The organism is Gordonia sihwensis (assembly GCF_029632925.1).
Taxonomy (GTDB): Bacteria; Actinomycetota; Actinomycetes; order Mycobacteriales; family Mycobacteriaceae; genus Gordonia; species Gordonia sihwensis.
This window is the reverse complement of the sequence record NZ_CP121248.1, coordinates 2,568,758-2,594,076: the sequence shown is the minus strand read 5'-3', so window position 1 is coordinate 2,594,076 and position 25,319 is coordinate 2,568,758. Positions and strand designations below refer to the sequence as shown.

General features: G+C 67.4%; 27 protein-coding genes, 1 tRNA gene and 1 pseudogene. 12 read left to right on the top strand and 17 right to left on the bottom strand.

The features are described from left to right. Positions 1-71: 71 nt before the first annotated feature. Together P5P27_RS12595 and P5P27_RS12590 are read left to right on the top strand one after the other, a co-directional pair. Positions 72-836 carry an ABC transporter ATP-binding protein gene (locus P5P27_RS12595; RefSeq protein ID WP_006895161.1) on the top strand — a complete coding sequence of 255 codons (765 nt, stop codon included), beginning with the start codon at positions 72-74 and terminating at the stop codon, positions 834-836. Continuing rightward, on the top strand, positions 833-2,203 hold the full coding sequence (locus P5P27_RS12590) for an FtsX-like permease family protein (protein ID WP_278124222.1): 1,371 nt from the start codon (positions 833-835) through the stop codon (positions 2,201-2,203). Before P5P27_RS12595 ends, P5P27_RS12590 begins: the two co-directional genes overlap by 4 nt. Before the next feature lie 89 nt (positions 2,204-2,292). Here P5P27_RS12590 and P5P27_RS12585 read toward each other — a convergent pair whose 3' ends face one another. Both P5P27_RS12585 and P5P27_RS12580 read right to left on the bottom strand, forming a co-directional pair. After that, positions 2,293-3,951, bottom strand: a complete 1,659-nt coding sequence (locus tag P5P27_RS12585) for an MDR family MFS transporter (protein ID WP_006895163.1) — start codon at positions 3,949-3,951, stop codon at positions 2,293-2,295. Beyond that, positions 3,948-4,562, bottom strand: coding sequence for a TetR/AcrR family transcriptional regulator (locus P5P27_RS12580; protein WP_006895164.1), 615 nt, complete (start codon positions 4,560-4,562; stop codon positions 3,948-3,950). Before P5P27_RS12580 ends, P5P27_RS12585 begins: the two co-directional genes overlap by 4 nt. Before the next feature lie 97 nt (positions 4,563-4,659). Here P5P27_RS12580 and P5P27_RS12575 point away from each other — a divergent pair, with 97 nt between their 5' ends. Beyond that, a complete protein-coding gene (locus P5P27_RS12575; RefSeq protein ID WP_051999605.1) occupies positions 4,660-5,859 on the top strand; it encodes an NAD(P)-binding domain-containing protein in 1,200 nt (399 codons plus the stop codon). Here P5P27_RS12575 and P5P27_RS12570 read toward each other — a convergent pair. Further along, on the bottom strand, positions 5,757-6,251 hold the full coding sequence (locus P5P27_RS12570; RefSeq protein ID WP_006895166.1) for an FBP domain-containing protein: 495 nt from the start codon (positions 6,249-6,251) through the stop codon (positions 5,757-5,759). The two genes, P5P27_RS12575 and P5P27_RS12570, sit on opposite strands and share 103 nt — an antisense overlap. A gap of 385 nt (positions 6,252-6,636) precedes the next feature. Between P5P27_RS12570 and P5P27_RS12565 the strand changes: the two genes are divergently transcribed. Both P5P27_RS12565 and P5P27_RS12560 read left to right on the top strand, forming a co-directional pair. Continuing rightward, on the top strand, positions 6,637-7,224 hold the full coding sequence (locus P5P27_RS12565) for an HdeD family acid-resistance protein (RefSeq protein WP_006895167.1): 588 nt from the start codon (positions 6,637-6,639) through the stop codon (positions 7,222-7,224). 254 nt (positions 7,225-7,478) lie between these two features. Next, on the top strand, positions 7,479-8,237 hold the full coding sequence (locus tag P5P27_RS12560) for a SigB/SigF/SigG family RNA polymerase sigma factor (protein ID WP_006895168.1): 759 nt from the start codon (positions 7,479-7,481) through the stop codon (positions 8,235-8,237). A 22-nt stretch (positions 8,238-8,259) separates the two neighbouring features. Here P5P27_RS12560 and P5P27_RS12555 read toward each other — a convergent pair whose 3' ends face one another. From P5P27_RS12555 to P5P27_RS12545, 3 genes are all read right to left on the bottom strand, one after another. After that, positions 8,260-8,625, bottom strand: a complete 366-nt coding sequence (locus P5P27_RS12555; protein ID WP_278124216.1) for a VOC family protein — start codon at positions 8,623-8,625, stop codon at positions 8,260-8,262. A gap of 44 nt (positions 8,626-8,669) precedes the next feature. Then, positions 8,670-9,842 (bottom strand): zinc-dependent alcohol dehydrogenase, encoded by a 1,173-nt coding sequence (locus tag P5P27_RS12550; RefSeq protein WP_278124214.1) that lies wholly within the window; start codon positions 9,840-9,842, stop codon positions 8,670-8,672. An 80-nt stretch (positions 9,843-9,922) separates the two neighbouring features. Continuing rightward, positions 9,923-10,627, bottom strand: coding sequence for a PAS and ANTAR domain-containing protein (locus tag P5P27_RS12545; RefSeq protein WP_222111594.1), 705 nt, complete (start codon positions 10,625-10,627; stop codon positions 9,923-9,925). Positions 10,628-10,775: 148 nt separating this feature from the next. On the opposite strand from P5P27_RS12545, the gene P5P27_RS12540 reads away from it, so the two are divergent. Further along, complete coding sequence (locus P5P27_RS12540; protein ID WP_278124211.1) at positions 10,776-11,426, top strand: response regulator transcription factor; 651 nt, start codon at positions 10,776-10,778, stop codon at positions 11,424-11,426. Here P5P27_RS12540 and P5P27_RS12535 read toward each other — a convergent pair. The 3 genes from P5P27_RS12535 to P5P27_RS12525 form a co-directional block, all read right to left on the bottom strand. Continuing rightward, positions 11,423-11,650: a CDGSH iron-sulfur domain-containing protein gene (locus tag P5P27_RS12535; RefSeq protein WP_278124210.1), complete on the bottom strand. Its 228-nt coding sequence runs from the start codon at positions 11,648-11,650 to the stop codon at positions 11,423-11,425. The genes P5P27_RS12540 and P5P27_RS12535 overlap by 4 nt on opposite strands. Next, complete coding sequence (locus P5P27_RS12530; RefSeq protein ID WP_278124208.1) at positions 11,647-12,423, bottom strand: HemK2/MTQ2 family protein methyltransferase; 777 nt, start codon at positions 12,421-12,423, stop codon at positions 11,647-11,649. The genes P5P27_RS12535 and P5P27_RS12530 overlap by 4 nt, the downstream gene beginning before the upstream one ends. A gap of 76 nt (positions 12,424-12,499) precedes the next feature. Continuing rightward, positions 12,500-12,997 carry a DUF6098 family protein gene (locus P5P27_RS12525; RefSeq protein WP_006895175.1) on the bottom strand — a complete coding sequence of 166 codons (498 nt, stop codon included), beginning with the start codon at positions 12,995-12,997 and terminating at the stop codon, positions 12,500-12,502. A gap of 143 nt (positions 12,998-13,140) precedes the next feature. Here P5P27_RS12525 and P5P27_RS12520 point away from each other — a divergent pair, with 143 nt between their 5' ends. After that, entirely contained in the window at positions 13,141-14,148 is a 1,008-nt protein-coding gene (locus P5P27_RS12520; protein WP_411815549.1) for an iron-containing redox enzyme family protein, read from the top strand. Positions 14,149-14,693: 545 nt separating this feature from the next. On the opposite strand, the gene P5P27_RS12515 is transcribed toward P5P27_RS12520, so the two are convergent. The 4 genes from P5P27_RS12515 to P5P27_RS12500 form a co-directional block, all read right to left on the bottom strand. Continuing rightward, a complete protein-coding gene (locus P5P27_RS12515; protein ID WP_278124204.1) occupies positions 14,694-14,954 on the bottom strand; it encodes a hypothetical protein in 261 nt (86 codons plus the stop codon). 222 nt (positions 14,955-15,176) lie between these two features. Further along, on the bottom strand, positions 15,177-15,599 hold the full coding sequence (locus P5P27_RS12510) for a hypothetical protein (protein ID WP_006895178.1): 423 nt from the start codon (positions 15,597-15,599) through the stop codon (positions 15,177-15,179). Between the two features lie 84 nt (positions 15,600-15,683). Continuing rightward, positions 15,684-16,022: a hypothetical protein gene (locus tag P5P27_RS12505; RefSeq protein WP_006895179.1), complete on the bottom strand. Its 339-nt coding sequence runs from the start codon at positions 16,020-16,022 to the stop codon at positions 15,684-15,686. A 638-nt stretch (positions 16,023-16,660) separates the two neighbouring features. Beyond that, positions 16,661-17,602: a GlxA family transcriptional regulator gene (locus P5P27_RS12500; RefSeq protein ID WP_003941078.1), complete on the bottom strand. Its 942-nt coding sequence runs from the start codon at positions 17,600-17,602 to the stop codon at positions 16,661-16,663. A 108-nt stretch (positions 17,603-17,710) separates the two neighbouring features. On the opposite strand from P5P27_RS12500, the gene P5P27_RS12495 reads away from it, so the two are divergent. The 3 genes and pseudogenes from P5P27_RS12495 to P5P27_RS12485 all read left to right on the top strand — a co-directional run bounded on the left by P5P27_RS12495 (position 17,711) and on the right by P5P27_RS12485 (position 20,272). After that, positions 17,711-18,022, top strand: a complete 312-nt coding sequence (locus P5P27_RS12495; protein WP_006895180.1) for a putative quinol monooxygenase — start codon at positions 17,711-17,713, stop codon at positions 18,020-18,022. A gap of 642 nt (positions 18,023-18,664) precedes the next feature. Next, positions 18,665-19,992: pseudogene (locus tag P5P27_RS12490) on the top strand (ISL3-like element ISPfr2 family transposase). 49 nt (positions 19,993-20,041) lie between these two features. Further along, positions 20,042-20,272, top strand: a complete 231-nt coding sequence (locus tag P5P27_RS12485) for a hypothetical protein (RefSeq protein ID WP_157225309.1) — start codon at positions 20,042-20,044, stop codon at positions 20,270-20,272. A gap of 93 nt (positions 20,273-20,365) precedes the next feature. Here P5P27_RS12485 and P5P27_RS12480 read toward each other — a convergent pair. The 3 genes from P5P27_RS12480 to P5P27_RS12470 all read right to left on the bottom strand — a co-directional run bounded on the left by P5P27_RS12480 (position 20,366) and on the right by P5P27_RS12470 (position 22,320). Then, positions 20,366-20,437: transfer RNA gene (locus tag P5P27_RS12480), tRNA-Asn, on the bottom strand. Positions 20,438-20,501: 64 nt separating this feature from the next. After that, positions 20,502-21,191 (bottom strand): GntR family transcriptional regulator, encoded by a 690-nt coding sequence (locus P5P27_RS12475; RefSeq protein WP_006895185.1) that lies wholly within the window; start codon positions 21,189-21,191, stop codon positions 20,502-20,504. After that, the gene (locus P5P27_RS12470) at positions 21,181-22,320 is read right to left on the bottom strand and encodes an acyl-CoA dehydrogenase family protein (RefSeq protein WP_006895186.1); all 1,140 of its coding nucleotides are present in this window, start codon (positions 22,318-22,320) and stop codon (positions 21,181-21,183) included. Before P5P27_RS12470 ends, P5P27_RS12475 begins: the two co-directional genes overlap by 11 nt. Before the next feature lie 127 nt (positions 22,321-22,447). Between P5P27_RS12470 and P5P27_RS12465 the strand changes: the two genes are divergently transcribed. Continuing rightward, positions 22,448-23,119, top strand: a complete 672-nt coding sequence (locus P5P27_RS12465) for a hypothetical protein (RefSeq protein WP_278124201.1) — start codon at positions 22,448-22,450, stop codon at positions 23,117-23,119. Here P5P27_RS12465 and P5P27_RS12460 read toward each other — a convergent pair. Further along, positions 23,064-24,326, bottom strand: coding sequence for a TetR/AcrR family transcriptional regulator (locus P5P27_RS12460; RefSeq protein WP_278124198.1), 1,263 nt, complete (start codon positions 24,324-24,326; stop codon positions 23,064-23,066). The genes P5P27_RS12465 and P5P27_RS12460 overlap by 56 nt on opposite strands. Before the next feature lie 173 nt (positions 24,327-24,499). Here P5P27_RS12460 and P5P27_RS12455 point away from each other — a divergent pair, with 173 nt between their 5' ends. Then, complete coding sequence (locus tag P5P27_RS12455) at positions 24,500-25,300, top strand: enoyl-CoA hydratase/isomerase family protein (RefSeq protein WP_062366624.1); 801 nt, start codon at positions 24,500-24,502, stop codon at positions 25,298-25,300. The last annotated feature ends 19 nt before the right edge of the window (positions 25,301-25,319 follow it).

Here is a 25,319-nt window from a genome sequence, read left to right as displayed (position 1 = left end):
GCCCGTCGGAGGACGCGATTTGCGCCGGTAGGCGGACGCGAAGAGCCAGGTCAGAGCCATAACTTTGACGTATGAACGCCAACGAGATCAGTACCGGACCCGCCGTCGTCATGCGCCACGTGTCGCGCACCTACGGTGATCCGGCGAACCCAGTCCACGCGCTGCGCGACGTCTCGGTCGACATCCGCCGCAGCGAGTTCACCGCCGTCATGGGCCCGTCGGGGTCGGGCAAATCGACCCTGATGAACGTGATGGCCGGACTCGACGAGGCGACCTCCGGTCAGATCTGGCTCGGCCAGACGCCCATCGTCGGGCTCGACGACACCGCGCGGACGCTCCTGCGCCGCACCAACATCGGCTTCGTCTTCCAGTCGTTCAATCTGATCCCGACGCTGACCGCGGACGAGAACATCCGGCTGCCCTTCGTCCTGGCGGGACACAAGCCGGACGCCGTGCAGCAGGCGTGGATCGCTCACCTGGTCGGTTCGCTCGGACTCCGCGATCGCCTGGACCATCTACCGTCCCAGCTGTCGGGCGGACAGCAGCAGAGGGTGGCGATCGTTCGGGCCCTGGCCGGCCGCCCGACCATCATTCTCGCCGATGAGCCGACCGGCGCCCTGGACACGCGCACCAGCCGCGAGGTGCTGACCTTGCTGACCACGGCCGCTCGCGAGTACGGGCAGGGGATCGCGATGGTCACGCACGACCCGGTGGCCGCGTCGTACGCCGATCGCATCCTGGTACTGGCAGACGGCCGGATCGTCGGAGAGTACCGGGGCCTCGACCCGCACCAGATCTCCGACCTCCTGATCAATCTCCAGGGGGCGGCGGCATGAGGGCCACGGACTACCGCCTGACGGCGGGTTCGCTGCGGGAACTGTCGACCGTGGGCGTGGTCTGCGGCCTGTCGGCGGCGTACGCCGGAATGGTGCTCACGGCCTCCGACTTCCTCGGCCGGGCCGGTGAGCACAACGGCGGCAACGTGGGAGTGGTGCTCGGCATCGTGTCGTCCGTGTTCATTCTCATCGCGCTGTTCGTGGCCGCGCTGGTGATCGGCAACGGTGTCGACACGGTGATCGCCGGCCGACGCAAGCAACTCGAGCTGCTGCGGTTGATCGGCGCCTCGTCGAGACAGCTGCGGTCGAGTCTGGTGCGCGGGGTCGCGAAGGTCGCGGCGATCGGTGCCGGGATCGGGCTGGTCGCCGGAGTGACGCTGGCCGACGCCGCACGGACCGTGATGGTGTCGCGGGACATCCTTCCGTCCATCCGGTACAGCTACCTTCCCCCGACCACCGTGCTCGCGGCGATCGTGGTGGTGGGTGTCGCGGTGGGCGCGACAATGGTGGGTTCGCGGAAGACGCTCTCCGGAGCCGCCGTCGTCGCGCCGAAGGGCTCGATGCGGTGGCTTCGCGGCACCGCGGCCGTCATCGCGACCGGTGTCGGCGCGCTCCTGCTCGGAGCCGCGTGTCTGTTGGGGGAGGAGGGGAGCATGAGCGGATTCGTCGTGGCCTTCCTCGGCACCGCGACGGCCGCGGTGGGACTGCTGGTCGGTGCGCCGATCCTCGTGCCCGCGATGGTCGCCGGTGTGGGACGGCTCCTGGGCGCGAGCCCGGCGGCGATCCTCGCGCGCAAGAACTCGGTCGCCGACCCGGGCCGCACCACACGCTCCACCGTCGGACTGTTCATCGGCGTCACCCTGATCACCACGATCGTCGCGGGTATGAGGTCGTTGCAGCAGTCCATCGACCGCTGGGATCTCACGCCCGAACAGGTGGAGGAGAACCGGCACGTGATGTCGATGATGACGTGGGTGCTGGTGGGACTGATTCTCATCTCGGTGCTCATCGCAGCGGTGGGCTTCGTGTCGACGATGTCGTTGACAGTGATCGGGAGGACTCGTGAGATCGGCATGCTGCGCGCGATGGGCTTCACCGCCAGGCAGGTCCGCGCCACGATCACTCTCGAATCGATCGCCTTGTCCGGGACGGCGATGGTGGCGGGTCTGGCGCTGGGCGTGATCTTCGGGGCGGTCGGCAGCCAGTCGCTCATCGGTGCGATCACGCCGGGATTCCCGATCGGACTGCCGCTGGGCGCGTTCGCGGGAATCGTTGCGGGAACGGTCGTGCTGGTGGCGATCGCCGCTCTGCCGCCCAGTCGTCGTGCGGTGTCGGTGACGCCGGTGGACGCGCTCGCCGTCGCCTGAGACGAGGGTACGAGAAAGGGGTGGAGCGCATCGGTTCCGATGTGCTCCACCCCTTGCCGGCTGAGCGGGTGACGGGCTCGCGCCGACGACTACTCGCGGGAGCGGGTCGCCGCGGCCTTGTCGTTGCCGGCCTCCTCGGCGGCTTCGATGGTGATCATCTCGGCCTCGGTCAGCAATTCCTCCTCGGTGAGCACTTCGGCTGCCTCTCGTTGGACGGTCGTCGCGAGCGGCTTCTCCTTCACGAACAGCAGGACCACGAGTGCGATCCCGGCCAGCGGAACGAAGAACAGGAAGATCGGCAGCAACGCCTCGTTGTACGACTCGATGATCGGGATGCGCACGGCGTCGGGCAGGGCGTTCACCGCTGCCGGCGTGAGACCGTTGCGACCCGCGTCGCCGCCGGCTCCCGCACCGCTGCCCGCGAGCTTCTCGGTGAGCAGGGTGGCCAGGCGGGAGGCGAAGATCGATCCGACGACCGCCGATCCCAGGGTGGCACCGACCTGACGGAAGTAATTGTTCGCGGCGGTCGCGGTGCCGACCATGGTGACCGGGAACGAGTTCTGCACGATGAGGGTCAGGATCTGCATCGACAGGCCGATGCCGATGCCGAAGACGGCCAGATACACGCACATGAGCCAGGTGGGAGTGGTGATGTGCATCGACGCGATCAACACCAGGCCGACGCCCATGACGATGGAGCCGACGATCGGGAAGATCTTGTAGCGGCCCGTGCGTGCCACGGCCTGACCGGAGGCGATCGAGGTGATGAGCAGTCCGCCCATCATCGGGATCATCAACAGGCCTGCGACGGTCGCGTCGACTCCGGTGACCATCTGGATGTAGGTCGGCATGTAGCCCAGAGCGCCGAACATGGCGACGCCGATCATCAGGTTCGCGACGGTCGTCAACGTGAAGTTGCGATCCGCGAACAGCTTCATCGGCATGACCGGGTTGTCGGCGCGCAGCTCGGCGACGACGAATCCCACAGCCAGGACGACGGTCGCGACCGCGAGGCCGATGATCTGCGGGCTCAGCCAGTCGTAGGTGTGCCCGCCCCAGGTGCAGATCAGCACGAGGCTGGTAGTGGCGCCGGCGATCAGAGCCATACCCAGGTAGTCCAGTCGCGGTCGCACCTCGTGCTGCACCTTCGGCAGCTTCATGAAGGCCAGGGTGGCGGCGATCGCGAGAGCACCCAGCGGGAGGTTCAGCCAGAACGCCCAGCGCCAGCCCGGGCCCTCGGTGAGCCAGCCGCCGAGCAGCGGGCCGGCGACCGAGGAGACGGCGAAGACCGCGCCGAGGAAGCCCATGTAGCGGCCGCGTTCCCGGGCGGGAACCACGTCGGCGATGGCCGCCTGCGACAGGATCATCAATCCGCCGCCGCCGATGCCCTGGAGGATGCGGCCGAAGATCAGCCAGGTGATGTTCCCGGAGAGTGCGCCGACCACCGAACCGCTGAGGAAGATCAGGATCGCGGCGATCAGTACGGGCTTGCGGCCCAACAGGTCGCTGATCTTGCCGTACACGGGCATCACGATGGTGGACGCGAGGATGTAGGCGGTGATGACCCAGGTCATCTGGTCGACGCCCTGGAGCTCACCGACGATGGTCGGCAGAGCTGTCGAGAGCACGGTCTGGTTCAGCGATGCCAGCAGCATCGTGATCATCAGTCCGATGAACAGCAGCATCACGCTGCGGCGCTCGGTATTCCCGGTAGTGCCGTCCGTTGGTTCGGCGAGGGAAGTGGTCATAGCAGGTCCTTGATGGTTCGGCGGAAGACTGCGCCGGCGTCGGCGAGGGCGGGCGAGTCGGGGTTGTCGAGGACTTCGGGGTCCTTCTTGTAGGCGAAGCGCAGGACGGCGCCGGCGAGCATGATGAGCGCACGGGCGTCGTCCACCGATTCCGGGCCGGCTCGCTCACCGATCTGTTCGGTGATCACCGAACTCAGCAGCTCCTGCGCGGCGGTGCCGTGCTGCTGCATCCGTTCGACGAGCTCGGGAAACCGACGGATCAGCTCGCGGTGGTGGGAATGGGGGCCGCCGCCCTGTCGGATGCTCTTGGCGACCGCCATCACCAGATCGACGGCACGGTCGAGGCGGTCCGGGCCGGGACCGGCTTCGACGAAATCCTTGAGCGCCTGGTCGGGCACTGTCGGCGGCACGGCTCCGAGGACGGCGTCCTCTTTGCACGCGTAGTAGTTGAAGAACGTCCGTCGTGACACTCCGGCGCGGTCGGCGATCTCGGCGACCGTGGTGTCGTGGAGTCCGTTCTCACCCACCAGTTCGACGGCGGCCGTTCGCAGTGCACGCAGCGTCTCAAGACGCTGGCGTTCCCGAAGGCCTAGTTCAGAAATATTTTGCACTAGTGCAGTATTGCACGAGTGAAAAGTTTTGTGCACGCAACTGTGACTGACGCAACTGTCTCGGAACACCGAGGAGGTACGTGCGGTTGCCTCAGTCATGAGCCGAGACCCAGAAGTGCCGACGACGCTGACTGCGGCCGCGGTCGACCGCCGGATCGTGGTGATCGGCGCCGGCCAGGCCGGACTCTCGGCCGCCTACTTCCTCCAGCGCGGCGGATTGCGTGCAGGCAGCGACTTCGAGGTGCTCGACGCAAACCCGACTCCGGGCGGAGCGTGGAGCCATCGCTGGGACGCCCTGACCTTCAGCCTGGTGAACGGCGTCCACGACCTGCCCGGCACACGGCTCACCGGTGCCGATCCTGACGAGCCCGCGCGCGAGGTGATCAAGCGCTACTACGGGCGTTACGAGGCCGAGCACGGTCTCCGGGTGGCGCGACCGTGGCGAGTGGTCGCGGTCGAACCGACGGGCGAACCGGTGTGGCGCTTCCTCGTCCGTGCCGAGGGCCGCGACGGAGCGACGCGGACCTACCGTGCGTCGGCGGTGATCAGTGGTACCGGCACGTGGGATCGCCCCTATGTGCCGTGGTACCCGGGTCGTTTCGCGGGCCGTCAACTGACCACCCGGGACTTTCCGGAACCGGAGGACTTCGCCGGACAGCGGGTCCTGGTGGTCGGCGGAGGCATATCCGCTGTCGAGTTCGTCGTACTCCTGGACGAGGCCGGTGCCGTCCCGATCTGGTCGACGCGCACGCCGCCGCGCTGGCGCGACACCCCGTTCGACGCTCGATGGGGGCTCGCCGTCGAGAACGGTGTCGCGGCCCGGACCCGTGCGGGACTGCGACCGCTGAGCGTGGTCGCGGCCACGGGGCTGCCGCGAACCCCGCGGTTCGCGCCGGCGATCGACAGCGGTGTCCTGTCCTCGCGCGGTCCGCTCGCGCGTCTGGTGCGCAACGGTGTCGAGTTCGCCGACGGCACGAGCGAACCGGTGGACGTGATCATCTGGGCCACCGGCTTTCGGCCGTCGCTCGCACACCTGGCCCCGCTCGGGATCCGGGAGCCCTCCGGCGGCGTGCTGATGGCCGACGACGACGTCAGCGTGGTCCGGGTCCCCGGTCTGTTCCTGGTGGGCTACGGCCGCAGTGCCTCGACGCTCGGCGCGACCCGCGCGGGCCGCCGTGCGGCCCGCGCCGCGCGTCAGTCCTCGGTCGAGAGCACCTCGGCGACGAACGATCCGACGCGGTTGCGCAGTCCGGCCACCTGCTCGGCCCGAATGGCGTCGAGGTCGGTGGCCTTGTGATAGGCGGGCGGCAGCTTACGGGCGTGCTTCGAGCAGTGGAACCCCGAGCACACCAGCGTGCCGATGGTGTCGCCACGCCTGCCCTGCGCACCGGTGCGCCTGGTGGTGTACAGCACCACCTCTTCGCTGAGGTCGACGTCCCGGCACCAGGTGCACATCGTGCGGCGCGACGGCGTCGCCTCGGCGCGGTTGAGGACCAACGACACGAGCCGGCCGTCGTGCTCCACCGCGATGTAGGCGCGGCGGGGCATCTTGCGGTCGCGCCAGCCGTAGTACTCGAGGCGCGAGAAGTCGACGTCGTCGAAGTCGAGGGGAAAGGTGACCTTCTTGATCTCGCTGCGGGTGGCGCCGCGGAACGAGTCGAGGATCTGCTGTTGGGTGTACTGCTTCATCGATGACCGATCAGTCGAATGCGCGTGATCGCGCGGGAGAGATGAGGTGAGGTCGGCCCGCGGGCGCGGGTGCGACGGCAGGATCCACTGGCCGATCCATCGGAATCGGCTGCGGAGCGCGGTCATCTGTTCGCGGCGCGGAACGCGCCGGACATCTCCTGAATGCGAGTGATCATGTCGACTCCACGCTAGCGCATCGCGCGGCGGGTGTGCGGACTCGGTGACGACGCCGTATCACCTGGGCCGATGTGCCGAGACGGGGAAGGCCGTCCGCGCTAGTATCGTCCTGCTCCGATGAATCCGGACAGAGTTCGCCTCTCGCCCGGTTCCCGGAGACGGTCCACACCGATCGTCACCCATCGAAAGAGAAAGGCCGACGAGCACTTTGGCAATCAATGATCCGCTCAGCGCTGCGGCGCGCGACGCCGTCAAGGACATCGCGACCCGCACATGGCAGAGCCTCCTCGGAATCGGCATCGCCTCGCTGATCCTCGGCGTCATCGTCCTGATCTGGCCGGCGGCGACACTTCTGGTGGTCGCCATTCTTTTCGGCATCTATCTGCTGATCTCGGGCATCTTCCAGGTCGCCGCGACCTTCGGAGTGCAGCACACCCACGGTTGGTGGCGCGTTCTCTCGTTCCTCTCCGGCGCCATCTCGATCCTGCTGGCCTTCGTGGCCTTCCGGAACATCGAGACCGCGGTGATTCTCCTGGCACTGTGGGTCGGTATCGGCTGGATCTTCCGCGGAGTCACCGAACTGTCGGTCTTCATGGACTCGGCGAGCGGCCTGCCCGGCCGTGGCTGGGGCATCTTCCTGGGAATCGTGACCGTGATCGCCGGCGGCATCCTGATCATCTGGCCCATCTCGTCGGTCGCCACCCTCACCGTCGTCTCGGGCATCATGCTCGTGGTGGTCGGCGCAGTCGAGATCGTGCACGCGTTCATGCTGCGGTCGAAGGTCAAGTCCGTCTGACACCGAACTGCGCAGGCACTGCCGGAAAACCTATCGCCCCCGACCCGCAGGTCGGGGGCGATATGCGTCGGTGGGGCCGATTGCCTTCCGCGGGACGCTCGCAGCGGGTAGCGTCGAATCCACTCGGTTGAAACGGCAGCCGAACTCCTGCCCGGAAGGCGCACCGCGCCCGGGCGTTCACATCATCACCGCACAGCGGGCTCCGGTCACGTGTGACCACGCCTGGGTGCGGTCGGCGTTGAAGGAGCTCTGCCATGACCGACGACGGGTACGACCACGTGCGGGACCTGCTCGCGCAGCGCGAAGCGCTTCCCGCGGGGGATCCCCGCAGAAAGTGCCTTCGAGACGAGGCGGTGGTGGCGAGCCTCCCGCTCGCTCAGCACATCGCGCAGAGGTTCGGCGGCCGAGGGGAGTTCCACGACGACCTCGTGCAAGTGGCACGACTGGGACTGGTCCAGGCCGTCGACAGGTACGCGCCGTCTCGCGGGTCCGATTTTCTGTCATTCGCCGTCCCGACAGTGATGGGCGAGGTGCGCAGGCACTTCCGGGACCGGACCGCGGTCCTTCGCACTCCTCGCAGCATCAAGGAACTGTCATCGAGGATCGGGACGGCTGAAGGACACCTGACGCACCGACTCCATCGGCTACCGACGCGTGCCGAGCTGGCGGCCGAACTGGATGCCGACCTCGCCGACATCGACGAAGCGCGGATGGCGGCCGCCGCATCGGCTCCGGCCTCGCTCGATCAGCCGGCGGGCGCAGCCGACGACCGATCCGCGATCGACCGGATCGGCCGTCCCGACCCGGCTTACGATCTGGTCGACGTCGCGCAGTCTCTCCGGCCGGCGCTCGCGCGACTGCGGCCGCGGGAGCGCCGCATCCTCGGTCTCCGATTCTTCGAAGACCTCTCGCAGAGCGCGATCGCCCAACGCACGGGGATGTCGCAGATGCATGTCTCTCGGCTGTTGCGTCAGTCGATCGCCACCTTGCGGCAGGAGCTGACGGCGACGTGATCGGCCCCGTGGTGCGCCGCGGTCAGTCGGCCGAGCCCACCGTCGCGGTGATCTCCACGGTGTTGCCGTCGGGATCGATGACCACAGCGTGCCCGGAAGTCGACGGGTAGGGGGTCCGGGGCGACGAGGCGCCGAACGCGATCAGCCGCTCGACAGCGGCGGCGACGTCCTGAGTATCGAAGGCCGACAATCGGATTCGAGACTGCGGCCGCGGCGGCATCACGCGTCGCACGATGAGCTGGACGCGCCGGCCGTCATCGATCAGTTCGGCGCGATCGGAGTCCGCGTCCCCGACGGCGAGGTGCAGCGCTTTCGACCAGAAGTCCGCCAGAGTGTCGACGTGATCGGTCAGCAATACGCATGGTTCGTCCGAGTCCAGCGCCAGCATGAGCTTCTCCTCTCGTTGTCAAACCCGCGACGGGCGGCGCGGCGTCAGGGTTCGAGGACGACCTTGACGTATCCGTCCGACTTCTCCTGGAACTTCCGGTACGCGTCTGCGGCGTCGTCGAGTGGCAGTCGATGCGAGGCGAAGCGGTCCACCCCGAGGGGATCGTCGTCGGTCAGCAGCGGCATGATCGCGTCGGTCCAGCGCTTCACATTGGCCTGTCCCATCCGGAGTTGCACCTGTTTGTCGAAGAGCTTGAACATCGGCATCGGGTCGATCGCACCGCCGTACACACCGGAGACGGAGACCGTTCCACCTCGCCGGACCACGTCGCACGCGGTGTGCAGCGCCGACATCCGGTCGACGCCGAAGGCGGTGTCGATCCGCCGACCGACCGCGTCGGGGAGCAGGCCCACGGCGTGCTGCAGAGCCTTCGCGACGGGTGATCCGTGCGCTTCCATGCCCACCGCGTCGATCACGGAGTCGGTGCCCCGGCCCGACGTCAGGTCGCGCACCGCGGTAGCGACGTCTTCGTGGGCGGAGACCGTCTCGACTCCGTTCGCGTCGGCTCGGGCGAGCCGCTCAGGCACTCTGTCGACGCCGATCACGCGGATCCCGCGGTGCGCGGCGATGCGTGCGGCCATATCGCCGATCGGCCCCAGGCCGATCACGGTCAGCGACCCGCCGTCGGGAACGTCCGCGTACTCCACCGCCTGCCACGCTGTCGGCAGCACGTCGGAGAGGTAGCCGAACCGGCTGTCGGGAGGTCCGTCCGGCACCTTGATATGGGTGAAGTGGGCTTGGGGCACGCGGAGATACTCCGCTTGACCGCCGGCGACCGAGCCGTACAGCTCCGAATAGCCGAACAACGCCGCGCCCGTTCCCTTTTCGCGGACCTGGGTGGTCTCGCATTGGGTGTAGAGCGATCTGTCGCACATGTAGCAACGACCGCAGGAGATCTGGAACGGGATGACGACGCGGTCACCGACTCGGAGGTCGCCGGTGTCGGCCCCCACCTCTTCCACGGTTCCCATCGCCTCGTGGCCGAGGACGTCCCCGGCCTTCATGAACGGCGCGAGGACCTCGTACAGGTGTAGGTCCGATCCGCAGATGTTGGTCGAACTGACGCTGATCACGGCGTCGGTCGGTTCTTCGATCCGCGGGTCGGGGATGGTCTCCACCCGTACGTCGCGTCGGCCCTGCCATGTGACGGCACGCATCGGGACTCCTCACTCGATAGACATGGTGTCCACGGTGTGGTTGCCCGGGTGCGCCCGGATCTAAACGTGCTCGCGGCGGTTCAGGCGTGCTCCGACCGGTCGCGACGGACGTGCTCGTGCGCGCTGAGCACGACTCGATCCAAGCTGGTTCTGGCGCGTGAGGGCATGTCGACGTCGACGAATCTCGACTCGATGGCGGCTGCGAGGGAGTACAGCTTCGTGTTCGACTCCTGCGAGCGCCAGACGAGCAAGTCGAAGGCCTGCTGGGCGTCGAGCCGGTAGACCAGCATCAGTGCGCCCTTGACCCGTTCGATCGTCGACCGCCGGCGGACCATTTCGTCGATGTCCATGTGGGCCCGCCCGGACGGCACCACCGCGCTGCCGCCTGCCGCAGTCCCGCTGGGCGATGCCGCGACGTAGAAGCCGAACGTGCCTTGTCGCCGACCGTCCGGATGTTGCAGTACGTCGGCGATGACGATCACCGGAATCACCGCGCCGCGGGTGTCGATGATGCGATGTTGACTGCTGAACGGCTCGCCGGCCCGCCGGACACGATCGATGAGGTCGGCCACTCGATCCTTGTCGTCCGGGTGCTTGTGCCGGAGCAGCAGGTCGCTGGTCGGGACCACCGACTCGGCCGACTCGTAGCCGTGCAGGCGGGCCAACTGATCCGACCACTCCCAGCGGTCGTCATCGCGGTAATACCAGAACCGTCCGAACTGGAAGGTTTGGTCGACCGCGAGCGTGGGGTCGACGGGATCGGCGACGCCGTCGTGTCCTTGCACAGGAGTGTCCTCTTCGGAGTCGGTGCGGGCCGGGCCTGCACCTGTCGTCGGGCGGAGGGATTCGATCCGCCGTCGCGTCGACCGTAAGCGACTCGAGGGGTTAAAAGGCTCACCCCTAGGGGTGTACCGGAAATGGGTACGGTTGGGTATGGATCCGATTCGAGTAGCCCTCATCGACGACTACGACGTGGTGGTGCGGGGGCTGGCGACGATGCTCCGGCGGTACTCCGACCGCGTGCGCGTACAGGCGCTCTCGACCTCGGGCGAGGTCGCCGAGGACGTCGACATCGCGCTGTACGACTCCTTCGCCAATCCGCCGGCCGACCGTTCGATGATCTCCGACCTGGTCGCGAACCATCGGGTGCGCAAGGTGGTCGTGTATGCATGGGAGGTCTCGGAGCCGGCTGTCACTGTGGCCCTCGACAACGGTGCGGCCGCGCTCGTATCCAAGAAACTCCCCGCCGGGGAACTCGTGGACGCCTTGGAGCAGATCCACGCGGCGAAACCGTCCTCGACCGTCTTCGCGAGTCGGCAGGAGACCGCGGTGAGCAGTGCGGGCGACTGGCCTGGCCGGGAGGAGGGTCTCACCCAGCGGGAGGCCGAGGTACTGGCCCTCATCACGCAGGGGCTGAGCAACGCCGACATCGCCGACAGCACCGGGTTGTCGATCAATTCGGTGAAGACCTATATCCGCACGTGCTATCGCCGCATCGGTGTCACCACGCGTGCGCAGGCCGTTCTCTGGGGTGTGCACCACGGTTTCGTGCCCGACCGGCCGCGCCGCGGTCAGGGTGCTTAGTCTCCGTCCGCGGCCTCGGCGGTGCCGGTCGCCTTCCGCGGTCGCCGCCGACGGTGGGAGGCGTCGCACAGCGGCGGCGTCGCGCTGAAGCCGCACGCGCAGACGGCCACCTGGAAACGGTCGCAGTGGAGCACCGATCCGTCCGGCCGCTGCACGTCGACCGGCCCCTCCACCAGAATCGGGCCTTTCGGCACCACTCGTACTCGGCGGCGTCCGTCGGTCATGCCGGCTCCGCTCGTCCCGGGCGGTCCCCGGCCCGCTGCGCCCGGATGACGACGATCGCTTCGTCGTCCGACTCAGGGTCGAGGAATCCCGACTCCACGAGGGCGTCGTGACGCGACCTGACGACGGGCCCGAACGGAATCCGTCGTTCGGACGTGACTTCGGTCCGCAGACCCGCGGCGCGCAGTGCGGCCACCGTGGCGTCGACGCCGGACAGTTCGGATTGCACGATCAGCGCCGTTCCACCGTCGGCGAGCAGCCCGGGCACGACGGCACACACCACGTCGAGCACGGCGCGGCCATCAGGGCCACCGTTCCACGCGTGCCGGGGCCCGACCGCCGACATCTCCGTGCCGGGCGGTGTCGGCACATACGGCGGGTTGCAAGTGATGACGTCGAAGCCGGTCTCGCTCACGTCCGCGAGATCGGCACAGACAGTCCGTACCTCGACCCCGGCGTCCGCGGCTGACCGGCGCGTTCGGGCCACCGCATGGCGGCAGGAATCGACGGCGGTGACCTGGGCGCCGGCCAGAGCGGCGGCAACGGCGACCGCGCCTGAACCCGTGCACAGATCCAACACGCGGAGTCCGGTGAGGTCTGCCGAGGTCAGTTCGTCGACCAGCAGAGCGGTGTCCTCCTGAGGTCGATAGACGTCCTGCACACGGTGCAGCGCGGACACGTCCGACGTGATCAGGAGCGAGTCGGTGACGGCGCTTCGCACTCCGAGGGGTCGCTGCCTCGATACGGACTCAGCTCTCGACGCGGTCGTGCTCATGGACAAACCTCCGGCCATCTGGGTACGAGCACACGGGCTCGTCGGTCGAGTGAGGAGTACCCCGCCGTGCGGCCGATCAACCGTCGGATGCGTCGGCCCGGGAATCGCGGCCCGCCTCGAACATCTCCTCGTAGACCTCAGCCGCCTCCGACAGCACCTGCGGAGCGAGGCGGGCGATGACGTCGACCCGGCGGACCAGCGGCTCGTGGTCGGGCCCGCGGCCCACCACCTCGCCGGCCAGAAGCCAGGCGTAGCGGTCGGGGGCGTCGAGTTCGGCATACTTGCGAATGCGTCGCGCGATCCACGGCTTCGGGCTCCGTGTCCACCACGGTTCGGGAGTCAGCGATGCGACCGACAACCCGGGCAACGTGAATGCCGCCTCGTAGTCGAGGCTCGGTCCGGCCTCCGCGTCCGTCGCCGGACCGTGTGAGTATCTGATGTACACCGGCTCGCGGTCGGCGATCTCGTCGACGACGTCGTCCAATGTCTCGAGCGTGCGCAGCCGGGGTGTCGGCGGCGGTTGACGGGTGAAAAGGGGAGCGGTGCTCCGTTGCGGGGTGTTCTCGTCGGCCATCGATCTCGCTCCGTCTCGCGTGTTTCGTTCAGTGCCTGATGAAGCATCGGGTACCCGACCGGGCGTCAGTCACGTCCTGCGATGGTTTGCTTTCGTTCAGGGAGGGTACTTCTGCCGTGGCGATGAAAGGCAGGTGATGCCCGATGTCCCGACCGGGATCGATTCGGGAACGCGTGATTCCGCGAATGCCGGAACCGCGCGGACCGATGTCCGAAGTCCTCATCGAAGCGATACGCGCGAAGGCCGACAGTCGTCCGTCCCGGATCGACGTGCCGGACGGGCTCGATCCGTGGGGCGACGATCTGCAGCTGTCGTTGACCGTGTGCCACGAATTGCACTATCGCGGTTGGGCCGACGCCGGGAGGGATTGCGAGTGGGACCCGGCAGTCATCGACGCACGCGTCCGTCTCGAGGACCGGTTCCTCGACGCCGTGGCGGATCGGCTGTCGCCACTGAGCGACGAAGGCACCGCCGATGCCGAACTCGGCGCGCTTGCACGGGCCGTTCCCGAGGGAGCGACGGCGCATCTGCGCCGTCACGGCACCGAAGACGAGTTCGCCGACTATTTCAAGGCGCGCTCCATCTACCACTTGAAGGAGGCCGATCCCCACGCGTGGGCGATTCCCCGGCTGCGTCGAGATGCCAAGGCGGCCTTCGTGGCGGTGGAGTTCGACGAGTACGGCGGCGGACGCGGTGAGCGTGTTCACCAGGAGCTGTACGCCGATCTGCTGTCGGCCACAGGGCTCGACCACAGTTATCTCGGCTATCTCAACGACGCTCCCGCCGTGGTGCTGGCGACCGTGAACCTCATGTCGTGTCTCGCGCTGCGAGGCTCACGCCGCGGAGCGACGGTCGGGCACTTCGCCGCCACGGAGATGACCTCGCCGGTGGGCTCGGCGTGGCTTCTCAAAGGACTCGAGCGGATCGACGCTCCGGAGGCGGCCCGGCATTTCTACCGTGAACACGTCGAGGCCGACGCCGTGCACGAGCTCGTGATGCGTGATCAAGTCGTCGCGCCGCTCATCGCCGACGAGCCGGATCTCGCCGACGACGTCGTGTTCGGGATCCGGGCCCTCCAGGCAGTGGAGAGCAGGCTGGACGATGCCTTCGTCGATGCATGGAACGCCGGGCGTTCGCTGATGCGGTGTTGACCGGCTTCGCCGTGTCGCCAGACCGGTGGGAAAACGCGAAGAGAGGGTTCGCGCCGTCGTAAGCGTCGTGCCGGATCGCGATTGCGAACATCTCCGATACCTGACGACGTAAGCCCTTCGCTTTAGCTGGGCGCCCAGACGCTTCTCGATCGATCAGCCACTCGATCGTCTACGTGGTGACCTTATTGATCCGGAGTTCGCCGATCGCGTGATCGCGAGATGGTAAGGCTCGAGGTCTGGACAGATTGTTCCGAGACCGCGGACTCCTTCTGCTCCCGCCACTTATCTGCCAGTACGGTCACCAGGGTTCGGAGTCAGTTCTGCGACTGCGGCATCAGAGACGGGACGGCCGGCGGATGCTGCACGCTCCGCTGCGCGTTTCGTGACCGCGTCGGTGGCCGCGCCTTCGGAGGGCCCGTCTGCCTGAACGGATCGGATCTTCCCGTCGCGGCATCGGACTTCTCAGCGCGCACGGTACTTATTCGAGGCGAGCGGCGTGACCGCGATTTGTCCGTGCTCGCCGACCTCGAGGCGCCGGCGCCCCATCAGGCTACCCGACGTTCGAGTTCGTCCTCGATCCACCGCCGTTCGGCTGGTGTGAGGTCGGCGACGCGGGCCTTGAGCATCGGGATATCGGTCCAGAGCTCGTCGGCGATCTCGCCGACGTGCTGCGACCAGCAGAGGGCATCGAGGAGTTGGTCGAGGGTGACGAAACGGCGCGTGGCGATGCGTTCGACAGCGGCTTCCTCGCGAGCGTGCAGAACCGGGTCAACGGGGATGAAGCAGCCGCGTTCGATGTGGCCCATCTCGTGGGACAGTGTCGAGCGTCGCTCGTCGCTGAGCGCACCGGCGCTGATCTCTATGCGGTTCCCGCAGCGCAGCTCTGGCCGCGCACCCCGGGCGGGAGGTTGTCGACGAACACGATTTCGAGTCCTTGATTCCGGATGCCTCCCGCCACGGGTGGTAGCGCATGATGATCTCCTTCGCGCGGCACGGCTGGTGAGACTGTGCCGGGGTCGTAGTCGGGGCTAGCTGGCGCGACGGTCCTGATCGGGTAGGTCATGTCGCGTCAGCAGGTGAGGCTGGTACTGGCCGTACTCGGCGCCGGGCTGGCCGGAGTTCCATGCGGCGTTCTCGGCGTCAGCACGGTCCGCGAGAGCTTTCGCGTACGCGCGGTTCGCCGCTTCCACGGCGGCTCGGTTCCCCTGGCGGATCTGCCACCATTCCCAGCCCTTCCGGCCGAGCCACCAGCATCCGATCGCGAGGTACTTGTAGAACAGCCAGACGCCGTAGAGCATCCACCACGTCAGCAGCAAGAACCAGCGCACCATCTGCCAGCAGAGGTAGAGCAGTCCGCCGGTTGCGCTGACCATGTCCTTGCCGAGGCCGCGGGGTACCAGCGGCATCGACCAGCCGACTGGCCCGATCCCTCCTCCGACATAGAGCCCCATCTTGATCCCCTTCGTGTGAGGCGCGCTGTCCTGTCGCGCACCGTGTGGCGTGGATCGTATCGGTCGTATCTGACACTGGGTCTGCTATGCCCCGTTCTCGGGACCTTCGGGATCGGGCTCTTCGCAGCGACGAGCGGATGCCCGGTTGATGTAGTCCGACTGCGACATCTCGTCGATGCGACGGGCCGCCCAGCATTCCTCCTCGATCGCATCGTCGGCGCTCGCGAACTTCGGCGTGATGATGACCGCGTCGCCCTCTCCACGGAACAGTCGTGCTGCTTCCGGGTCAACGCGCTGCTGAATCTCGTCGAGAAGCTGCTGATTCGTCGCATGCCCGAGCGCCTGCGGTATCCCGGCGAGTTCGAGTTCATCGGGCTCGAGATACAAGTCGGGCTCTTCGGCGCGGAGCGCCGCGGCGCGCAAATAAATGCCTGGACGTGGTGCCCATTCACGATTCTCGTGCGGGACACTTGCGGTTCTCCAGCGCCGTCGTAAGTGGGGACGTCGTTACGTATCGAGTCCAGCATCGTATTGAGCGTCGCTTCTACTTCGGCCGGCTTTGGCGCATTCGGTGTAGGGCATCAACTGCATCGGGACTGTCGCCTTCTGGCTGATCTGCGCGTAGCCGCTCAGCCTTCGCCTTCCTCCGGCGAGCCTCTGGTTTCGGGGCTCTTCCCAGATGAGGGTGTAGGTCGGCCGGGCGCGTCGGTCCGCAGATAGACGTCGAGGTCTCCCGACGATGGAGGTTTCTACGCCATCCATCCGAAAGACCTCGACGTGACCGACGCTACCCCGCCGGCCGGCTTCGGCCGCGCTGACCTGACCGCCTTCGCGTCTCATCCCAATCGACCCTGATCGAGTCTGCTGACCCCCTCGACGAGAACGCAGCGACATCACAGCCACCCGACCCCGACCGTCCGGGAGGCCGGGGCACGTCACATGGCCTGTGCTGCGGGTGTGTCGAGTGGGTCGTCCAGGGGCGACGCCGGGGCGTCGACGCGACGTGCTGAGAGGTGGTTCCAGTCGAGCGCTAGGACACCGGCTACAGGCATGGCGATAGGTCAGGAACGGCGTCGCTCCCTGCGCAGGAGGGAGCGCAGAGTCTCGGCGTTCGCGTAGCCGACCCGTAGCGCGATCTCGGCGGAGGTGAGGTCCGTGGTTGCTGAGAGGTGCCGAGCTCGTTCGATGCGAAGCCGTTGGACGAAGCCGAGCGGAGTGAGGTTGAGCGCCGCACGGACTCGTCGTTCGAGGGTGCGCCGGCTGGTGCCGAGCGACTGCGCGACGAAGGCGACGTTGAACGGTTCGTCCAGGCGGGCGCGCACGAAGCGTTCGAACTCGACGACGATCGGGTCTTCGTGCCGGAGATGTTCGTAGGCGACGAAGGCCGCCTGCGACGGGCGCTCGTCGATGATGAGGAGCTTGGCGACATGTTGGGCCAGGTCGGGGCTGATCGATCGCACGAGTGAGAGCGCGAGGTCGATGTGGGCGAACGCGGCGCCGGCGGTGACGAGGTTTCCGTCGACCACGACCATGGTGTCGAGATCGAGGGCGACGGTCGGATAGCGCTTCAGGAACTCCGGCCCCAGGAACCAGCTGGTCGTCGCCCGCCGATGATGCATCCGTCCGGTCTCGGCGACAGCGAACACGCCGGTGCACGCCGCGGCGATCCGGGTGGTCGCGTCGTCGAGGCGCCCGAGCGAGGCGATGACCGAACGAGCATCTCGGCTCTGGAGGGCGTCGTTGGTAGCGGCGGCCGTGAGGGTTCCAAGCGCAGGGACGACGACCACGTCGAACTCTGCGGACTCCGACAGCGGGTGGTCCACCGACAGGGTCATCGATGCCGTCGTGGTCACTCTCCGTTTCGGTCCGAGGATGGCGAGTTCGATCGGGTCGATCCGCGGGTCGACATCGCCGCGGGCTCCGTCGGCCACCCGCACGATGTCGATGACCGACGCGACAGCCGAACCGAAGCAGCCGTCGATCGCGATCAGTCCGATACGCATGGCGCAAACAATAGCAATACTGCCGTATACGCCACTTCTCACATGCCCTTGCTCGTCCTACGCTGAACTTGCTTCACCGGGAAACCTCGACACCTAGGAGAACCCCTCATGTCCACACCCGCATCACTTCCGTATGCCTTCGTCGCCAAGATCGTCGCGGCCGATGGACAGCACGACGCGCTCGCCGATCTGCTCGCCGGCGCTGTCGCGCTCGCCAACGAAGAAGTAGGAACGATTGTCTGGTTCGCGGTCAGGACCCACGCCGACACTTTCTGGATCTTCGATGCATTCCCCGACGAGGCCGCTCGCGACGCCCACGCCAACGGCGCCATCGTCGCAGCCCTGACGGACAATCAGCACCTCCTCGGCGCAGCACCCGAGATCCTGGCGGCCGACGTCCTCGCGTCCAAGCTCCCGTAGTCCGCCAACGCACGAGACGATCGCGCCCCGCCGAGCCGTCGCCAGGTCGCGACGCAACGCCACGCTGCGTTGCCGAGCGGTGCGAGGCCTATCGGCACACGGACAGGATGCCGGCCGCGAGCGCTCAGCCGGCGAGGGGTCCGTCGCAGAGGAGAGCGACGTCGGTGTCGGGCAGAGCCGTGAGGCCAGCGCATCGCGCGACCACCAGAACCGAACCGCCCCTGCCCTGCGTTTGCGCAGGTCAGGGGCTGTTCGCCGGAGCCGCCTGTCGGAATCGAACCGACGACCTAATCACGTCGGCTTTGCGTCTATCGCTTGATGCGCCCACTGGGCGAACGAGCCGCTGACCTGCTCAAACGCCGAGCGTGGGGGACGCCGCCATCCGGTGGTGACCGACGACGACCGACCAGTACCGACCAGTACCGACCGTTTCACCGGAGCTTGCGGCGGCGTCGAAGCCGAGCAAGCTCCATTCCTTTAGCTCACCGCGCCCTCCTCCTCGCCGGTCCTGTCGTCGTCGAAGACGTTTCAGGGGTCTTCTCAGCTGACGGTGTAGGTCGGCTGGGCGCGTCGGTCCGCAGATAGACGTCGAGGTCTCCCGACGACGGAGGTTCCTACGCCATCCATCCGAAAGACCTCGACGTGTCCGACGCTACCCCGCCGGCCGGCTTCGGCCGCCCTGACCTGACCGCCTTCGCTCGACTCGACAGCCTCGGTCTGAGCGTGACCGGACAACGACTTGAACCGGATCGTGCGGTCCTCGCGTGCCGCGTGGTGGAACCAGATCAGTGGTGCCGACGGTGCGGCAGCGAAGGCGCTGCTCGTGACACCGTGATCCGGCGGTTGGCCCACGAGCCGCTGGGCTGGCGACCGACCGTGCTGGAAGTTGTAGTGCGCCGCTACCGCTGTGCCGACTGCGGACACGTGTGGCGCCAAGACACCAGCGCCGCGGCGGAGCCACGCGCGAAGCTCTCGCGCACCGGGCTGCGGTGGGCGCTGGAAGGGATCGTGGTCGCACACCTCACCGTCGCCCGTGTCGCCGAGGGACTCGGGGTCGCGTGGGACACCGCCAACAACGCGGTCCTGGCTGAAGGCAAGCGGCTGCTGATCAACGACCCCACGCGGTTTGAGGGCGTGAAGGTCATTGGCGTCGATGAGCACGTCTGGCGCCACACCAGGCGTGGCGACAAGTACGTCACCGTGATCATCGACCTCACCCCGGTCCGCGATGGCGCCGGCCCAGCAAGGCTGCTGGACATGGTCGAGGGCCGGTCGAAGGCGGCGTTCAAGACCTGGCTCGCCGACCGCGACGACGCCTTCCGTGACGCGGTCGAGGTGGTCGCGATGGACGGCTTCACCGGGTTCAAGACCGCCGCTGCAGAGGAGATCCCGGACGCGGTCACGGTGATGGATCCCTTCCACGTCGTGCGCCTGGCCGGTGACGCCCTCGACAGGTGCCGGCGCCGGGTCCAACTCGCGACCCACGGGCACCGTGGGTTCAGGGACGACCCGCTCTACAAGTCGCGGCGCACGCTGCACACCGGCGCGGACCTGCTCACCGACAAGCAGAGCGACAGGCTACGCGCGCTGTTCGTTGATGACGCTCACGTCGAGGTCGAGGCGACCTGGGGTGTCTACCAGCGCATGATCGCCGCCTATCGCCACGAGGACCGGCAACGTGGCCGCGAGCTCATGGAGAAGCTGATCACCGACCTCAGCGCCGGCGTCCCCAAGGTGCTCACCGAGCTCACCCCCCCCTGGGCCGGACCCTGAAGAAGCGAGCCGCTGACGTGCTCGCCTACTTCGAACGACCCGGCACCAGCAACGGGCCGACCGAGGCGCTCAACGGACGGCTCGAACACCTGCGCGGCTCCGCACTCGGGTTCCGCAACCTGACCAACTACATCGCCCGAAGCCTGCTCGAGACCGGCGGCTTCAGACCCCAACTCCTACACCCCCGATTGGGATGAGCCGGTTTCGGTTGAGTTGGAGGTCCTGTCCGCGGCGTTTGAGGCCGGCGTGGCGGCCGCGCGAGAAGTGCGCGCGGAGGCGGAGTCGTCGCTGGCGTTGATCGACGTCGTGGACCGGTTTCCGTCGCTGACAGACGAGGACGTCGTTCAATGGTGGGCGGACGAATCGACGCCGCTCGAGGACCGGCGTGCACTGATCGCTTCGGTGATCGATCACGTCGACATCCTGCCGTTGCGGGAGTCGTCGGACCGGGACCGGTTCGTCGTTCACTGGCGGTAGATGGCTGGCAATTCCTGGGATATTCCTGGGATTTGTCTCCCGGACAGAGAAAACCCCAGGCCAGAAAGTAGTTCTGACCTGGGGTCTCTTACGCTCCCCCAATTGGATTCGAACCAATAACCGCTCGATTAACAGTCGAGTGCTCTGCCGTTGAGCTATGGGGGATTGCTCTCGTTGCGAACGAGAACAGACTCTATCCCATGTCTCCGGGAGAGTGCAAAACAGCAGTTCAGGGGGCGTTCTGCCAAATCTGAGTCTGCGACAGATGGGCGATCAGCCGCGCGGCGCCGTCGGTGAACTCCCGACGGATGCACTCGGCCGCAGCGTCCGGGTCACCGGATCGGTAGGCGGCGATCAGCTCGTCGTGCAGGTTCGCGGTCAGCTCTCCCCACTCAGGGTCCGACGCGTACAGCGCGTGGGGTGTGTAGCGGGTCGTGTTGAGCAGCACCCAGGCCAGCTTCGTATTGCCGCTGATCTGATTGTGCGTGCGGTGGAACTCGAATTCCGCATCGGTGAGGTCCTCGTGATCGCCTGACCTCACGGCGCTGCGGAACCGGGCGTTGGCCCAGGCGAGCTCGTCGATCTGCGCACTGGTCACCACCCGCGCCGTGCGACGGGCGATCCGTGCCGCGGCCTCGCCCTGGAGCCAGAACAGATCGTCGACGTCGGTCCGAGTGAGCGGAGCGACCTCGTAGCCGCGATGCGGGGCGAGGAGGACCATGCCCTCGCCCCGCAGGGTCAGCAGTGCCTCGCGGACCGGGGTGACGCTCACGCCCAGTTCCACGGCGGTCTCGTCGATGCGAATCCGCGCTCCCGGCAGCACCTCGGCGGTCATGATCTTGTGCCGGAGGATCGACGCGACCTCTTCGGACAGTTGCGGGCGTCGCCGCTGACGGACCGGGGTGGCGTCAGAGGCCATAGGTCTTTCCGATGATGTCGCGCTGGATCTCGTTGGTGCCGCCGAACACGGTCGAGATGATCGCCGACCGCATGAGACGCTCGGCGTCGAATTCGGTGGCGTAGCCGTACCCGCCCATCATCTGCATCCCGTCGATGGTCATCTTCTTGCTCGTCTCGGTTGCCTTCAGCTTCACCATCGACGCCTCCCGCGGCATCAGCCGGTCCGGATGAGCATCCGCGGCCCGGGCGACGCTGTAGACGAGCTCCCGGGTGCACGCGATCTCCGTGGCGTGGTCGGCCATCCGATGGCGCAGCGCTTGGAAGGAGCCGACCGGGCGACCGAACTGCTTGCGTTCGGTGATGAAGGCGAGAGTGTCGTCGAATGAGCGTCGCGCGAGTCCCAACTGCATCGCCGCCAGGATGAGGCGCTCGGAATTGAGCCCGGACATCAATTGGCGCCACCCGTTGCCGACCTCGCCGACGACTGCGGAATCGGGAACGAAGCAGTCGGTGAAGTAGAGGTCGTTCACCTCGCGGCCGCCGAGCGTGTCGATACCGCTGATCTTGAGCCCGGGAGTGTCGGCCGGGACGTGGAACTGGGTGAGACCCTCGTGCTTTCCGCCGGAGCGGTCGGTGCGGGCGATGAGAAGGATGCTCTTCGAGAAGTGTGCATTGGAGCACCAGGTCTTCTGCCCGTTGATCTTCCAGCCGCCCTCGACCTTCTCCGCGCGACAGGTCAGGGCGCCGACGTCCGACCCCGCCTCGGGTTCGGACATCGAGATCGATAGTGAGTCGCCCGCGACCACGCCCGCGAGCACCTCGCGCCGCAGGTCGTCGTGCGCGAACTTGGCGTACGCGGCAGCGGTGATGAGGGTCGGGCCCACCGCGCCGATCGGAGCCTGGCCGCGGACGGCCTCCTCCAGGAAGATGCACATCTCGACGTTGCCCGCGCCGGCGCCGCCGAATTCCTCTGCCACGTTGATTCCGGCCCAGCCGAGGCCGGCCATCTTCCGATACAGCTCGTCGGAGTGGGCCTCGGTCCCGTTGTTGGTGAGTGCGTCTCGCCGCTGCCGGGTGCCGACCTCGCGCTCACAGAAGTCGGCGACCGCCTGCGCGAAAGCTGCCTGTTCGGGGGTGAATTCGACCACGGGGTGACTCCTTGACATCGGCTGAATGAAACAGATCCCTACAAGTCGTATCACATATATCTAGCGATCGGTGAAGTGGCATGTGTCACATACGACCATCCTTCGCGCATCATTACAGTGGGTGATCATGGCCGACAGCAGCGACGACGAACGAGCGACGAAGCCGGAAGCAACGGACCCGGACCGAGCGGAGTTGTTGGCGCAGAACCGCGAACGCCGGGCCCGGATCCGTGACGAAGAGCGCGTCGAGAAGGCCGACGGCGATCAGGATCTCATCGAGATCGGTGTCGGCGGACCGGCCGATTCGCCGCGCAAGCTCGCCATCGCGTTCGCCGCGACGACGGCGCTTCTGGTGGTGGTCGTCGGGATCCTCGCCTACTTGCTCGTCTCGGAGGACTCGGCGGGTTCGGGGCGCTCAGACGAGCAGGGGGCGATCGTCGCAGCGAAGCAGTACGCGACCACCGTGCTGACGTACTCGGCGGGCGACTACGCCGATCTCGACAAGCGGATCCGATCGATCTCGACGCCTGATTTCGCCGACCGGTACATCCGATCCTCACAGCAGGCGCGGGAGGGCAACGACGCCGCGCAGGCCACCGGAACGGCCGTGGCCAGGGAAGCCGGAGTCGTGTCGATCTCCGACGACGAGGCGGTGGTCCTGGTCGCGATCGACCAGAACGTCAAGACGCCGCTGGCGCCCGATGCGTCGAAGGAGGGCATCGACTACCAGTCGCGCATCAAGATCATGATGTCGCGCGACGGTGATTCGTGGAAGCTGTCGGATCTGTCGGTGGTGTGAGCGCCCCGACGGTCTGTGCCGAAGCGGTCTCGCCGGTGAGCACCGCCGTGACGACGACCGCGATGGTCGGTGCATCGAGGTCGCGGTCGGCGATCGTCAGGTCAGTGGCGACGTTCAGTGCCGCGTGCACCAGGAATCGGGCGACGCCGGGGGCCACCCCGGGCCGGGCGCGCTGCAGCCACGTCGCCCATTCGTCGACGTTGACGCGCTGCTGACGCCGCAGCGCGCGCTGATCGGCGGGATCGAGCACTCCCGTGTCGCGCAGGTAGACCGTCATGATCCCGGGGTCGCCGACGCACAGTGCGCTGTACTCGGCGGCGAGCGCGACGAGTGCCTCGCGGGGAGTGTTCGCGTGTGCCAGACCTTCGGCGATCGCGGCGGTGGTGCGTTCCGAGCCGCGCCACAGGGCCGCGGCGAGAATCGCGTTCTTCGACGGGAAATGGCGGTACACGCCGGACGGCGGAAGACCGGCGGCGGCGCCGATCTGCTCGAGGGTCACGTCATGGAACCCGCGGTCGGCGAACAGTCGGATCGATTCGGTGAGGATCGTCTCGCGCCGACCGGCCGGGGCGAGGCCCCGAGTGCCGGCCGCGGGCTGCGGCTCTGGCAGGTCCAGATCGATGAGAGTCTCCACTGCCGCGCACAGGACGTCGAGGACGGTACGACGGGCGAGACCGATCCGGTGCGTCACCGGGCTGGCGACGACGGACAGGGTGGCGGTCACCAGAATCCGCGCGGTCCGGTCGTCGACTTCGGGGCGCATTCCGCGCAGGAGTGCGGTGAGCCGGTTCCGGGTCGTCGCCGACAGTTCCGCAAGGCGTCGGCGATCGTCTCCCCGCAACAGCCGGGGTTCGCGCCGGTAGACGTTCCCGGATTCGCGGTTGTCGAGCGCGTTGGCGGCAATCGACCGGACGACGGCGAGCAGTTCGCTGCGCGGGTCGTCCTCGGAGGGCACCGCGGCGACCGCGGCGGCCAGTTGTCCGGCCAGATGGATCAGCGAGGCAGCGAAGAGTTCGTACTTGCCCGAGAAGTGCTTGTACAGCGCGGGCGCTGAGATTCCGGCCTCGTCGGCGATCGCCCCGAGGCGGGTGGCGTGGAATCCGGACGAAGCGAAACTGCGCGCGGCGGCAGCAAGGATCACCTCCCGCCTGTCGGCCGGGCGTCTGCGTGTGCGTTCGGCGGTGCCGCAGTCGTCTCCGGTTTCCATGAGAAACGATGCTAGCGAACCTCCGTTGCGATGAATCTGGAAACCTAGAAGAGAGAACAAGCTGGTAGAGGACAATTATTAGGGTGGTAAGTTAATTTACATTCGCATGACGTAGATCACTTCCGGTGCTACGGTGGGGGCGATTGCCAGGGTTCACCGAGTCGAGGAGCGCGATGATCAGCGAGGCCGAGTGCCGTGACGGGGTCTGGGCGAGCATCGATGCGAACGGGATCGCGCGTCTGGAGATCGACCGGCCCCGGCAGATGAACGCACTCGACGGGCCCGCGTCCGCGCGCGTGATCGCCCTGTGTGACGAGTGGGCGGCGAGTCCCGACGTCCGCGTGGTGATCGTGTCCGGTCGAGGCGGATCGTTCAGCGCGGGAGCCGATGTGGCGGGGATGGCGCAGGACGCGCGGGGCTCGGGAGGCTTCGACGAGGCCGCCTCCCGGGCGATCATCGAGAACGGGTCGAATCTGGTCCGCGCGGTTCGGGGGCTGCCGATGCCGGTGATCGCCGCGCTCGACGGTGCCGCAGTCGGCATCGGCGCGTCGCTGGCTGTCGCGGCCGATCTCGTCTACGCCACCAGCCGCACCTACTTCATGCTCGCATTCGTCAATATCGGCCTGATGCCGGACGGAGGAGCGTCGGCCCTGTTCACCGCGGCGGTCGGCCGTGCTCGGGCCAACGCGATGGCGTTGCTCGGGGAGAAGCTGTCGGCCGCCGATGCGTACGACGCCGGGCTCATCACGGCGTTCTTCGATGACCCGGCCGGGCTCGCGGCGGCCGTCGACCGGGTTGCCGGACGACTGGCCCGCCGTTCCCCGCGCGCGCTCGCGCTGACCAAGTCGGCTCTCGACCGCCATTCGCTGAGCGGATTCGACGAGGCGCTCGAGCGTGAGATCTCCGGTCAGACCGAGCTCCTCCAGTCGCCGGAGTTCCAGTCCGCCTTGACGTCGTTCGTCGCCGGCCGCTGACCGACCGGCGTCACCCGTG

Bases quoted from the DNA above. Each gene is read 5' to 3' on its own strand.
- P5P27_RS12550 (WP_278124214.1), bottom strand. From the start codon at position 9,842: ATGCGTGCCGTCACATGGCAGGGCCGACGCGACGTACGGGTGGAGACC.
- P5P27_RS12520 (WP_411815549.1), top strand. From the start codon at position 13,141: ATGTCCCGACCGGGATCGATTCGGGAACGCGTGATTCCGCGAATGCCG.
- P5P27_RS12475 (WP_006895185.1), bottom strand. From the start codon at position 21,191: ATGGCCTCTGACGCCACCCCGGTCCGTCAGCGGCGACGCCCGCAACTG.
- P5P27_RS12590 (WP_278124222.1), top strand. From the start codon at position 833: ATGAGGGCCACGGACTACCGCCTGACGGCGGGTTCGCTGCGGGAACTG.
- P5P27_RS12585 (WP_006895163.1), bottom strand. From the start codon at position 3,951: ATGACCACTTCCCTCGCCGAACCAACGGACGGCACTACCGGGAATACC.
- P5P27_RS12530 (WP_278124208.1), bottom strand. From the start codon at position 12,423: ATGAGCACGACCGCGTCGAGAGCTGAGTCCGTATCGAGGCAGCGACCC.
- P5P27_RS12570 (WP_006895166.1), bottom strand. From the start codon at position 6,251: ATGAAGCAGTACACCCAACAGCAGATCCTCGACTCGTTCCGCGGCGCC.
- P5P27_RS12465 (WP_278124201.1), top strand. From the start codon at position 22,448: ATGGCCGACAGCAGCGACGACGAACGAGCGACGAAGCCGGAAGCAACG.
- P5P27_RS12555 (WP_278124216.1), bottom strand. From the start codon at position 8,625: ATGCTGGCGCTGGACTCGGACGAACCATGCGTATTGCTGACCGATCAC.
- P5P27_RS12525 (WP_006895175.1), bottom strand. From the start codon at position 12,997: ATGGCCGACGAGAACACCCCGCAACGGAGCACCGCTCCCCTTTTCACC.
- P5P27_RS12495 (WP_006895180.1), top strand. From the start codon at position 17,711: ATGTCCACACCCGCATCACTTCCGTATGCCTTCGTCGCCAAGATCGTC.
- P5P27_RS12575 (WP_051999605.1), top strand. From the start codon at position 4,660: ATGAGCCGAGACCCAGAAGTGCCGACGACGCTGACTGCGGCCGCGGTC.
- P5P27_RS12535 (WP_278124210.1), bottom strand. From the start codon at position 11,650: ATGACCGACGGACGCCGCCGAGTACGAGTGGTGCCGAAAGGCCCGATT.
- P5P27_RS12455 (WP_062366624.1), top strand. From the start codon at position 24,500: ATGATCAGCGAGGCCGAGTGCCGTGACGGGGTCTGGGCGAGCATCGAT.
- P5P27_RS12540 (WP_278124211.1), top strand. From the start codon at position 10,776: ATGGATCCGATTCGAGTAGCCCTCATCGACGACTACGACGTGGTGGTG.
- P5P27_RS12560 (WP_006895168.1), top strand. From the start codon at position 7,479: ATGACCGACGACGGGTACGACCACGTGCGGGACCTGCTCGCGCAGCGC.
- P5P27_RS12595 (WP_006895161.1), top strand. From the start codon at position 72: ATGAACGCCAACGAGATCAGTACCGGACCCGCCGTCGTCATGCGCCAC.
- P5P27_RS12460 (WP_278124198.1), bottom strand. From the start codon at position 24,326: ATGGAAACCGGAGACGACTGCGGCACCGCCGAACGCACACGCAGACGC.
- P5P27_RS12500 (WP_003941078.1), bottom strand. From the start codon at position 17,602: ATGCGTATCGGACTGATCGCGATCGACGGCTGCTTCGGTTCGGCTGTC.
- P5P27_RS12510 (WP_006895178.1), bottom strand. From the start codon at position 15,599: ATGGGGCTCTATGTCGGAGGAGGGATCGGGCCAGTCGGCTGGTCGATG.
- P5P27_RS12515 (WP_278124204.1), bottom strand. From the start codon at position 14,954: ATGGGCCACATCGAACGCGGCTGCTTCATCCCCGTTGACCCGGTTCTG.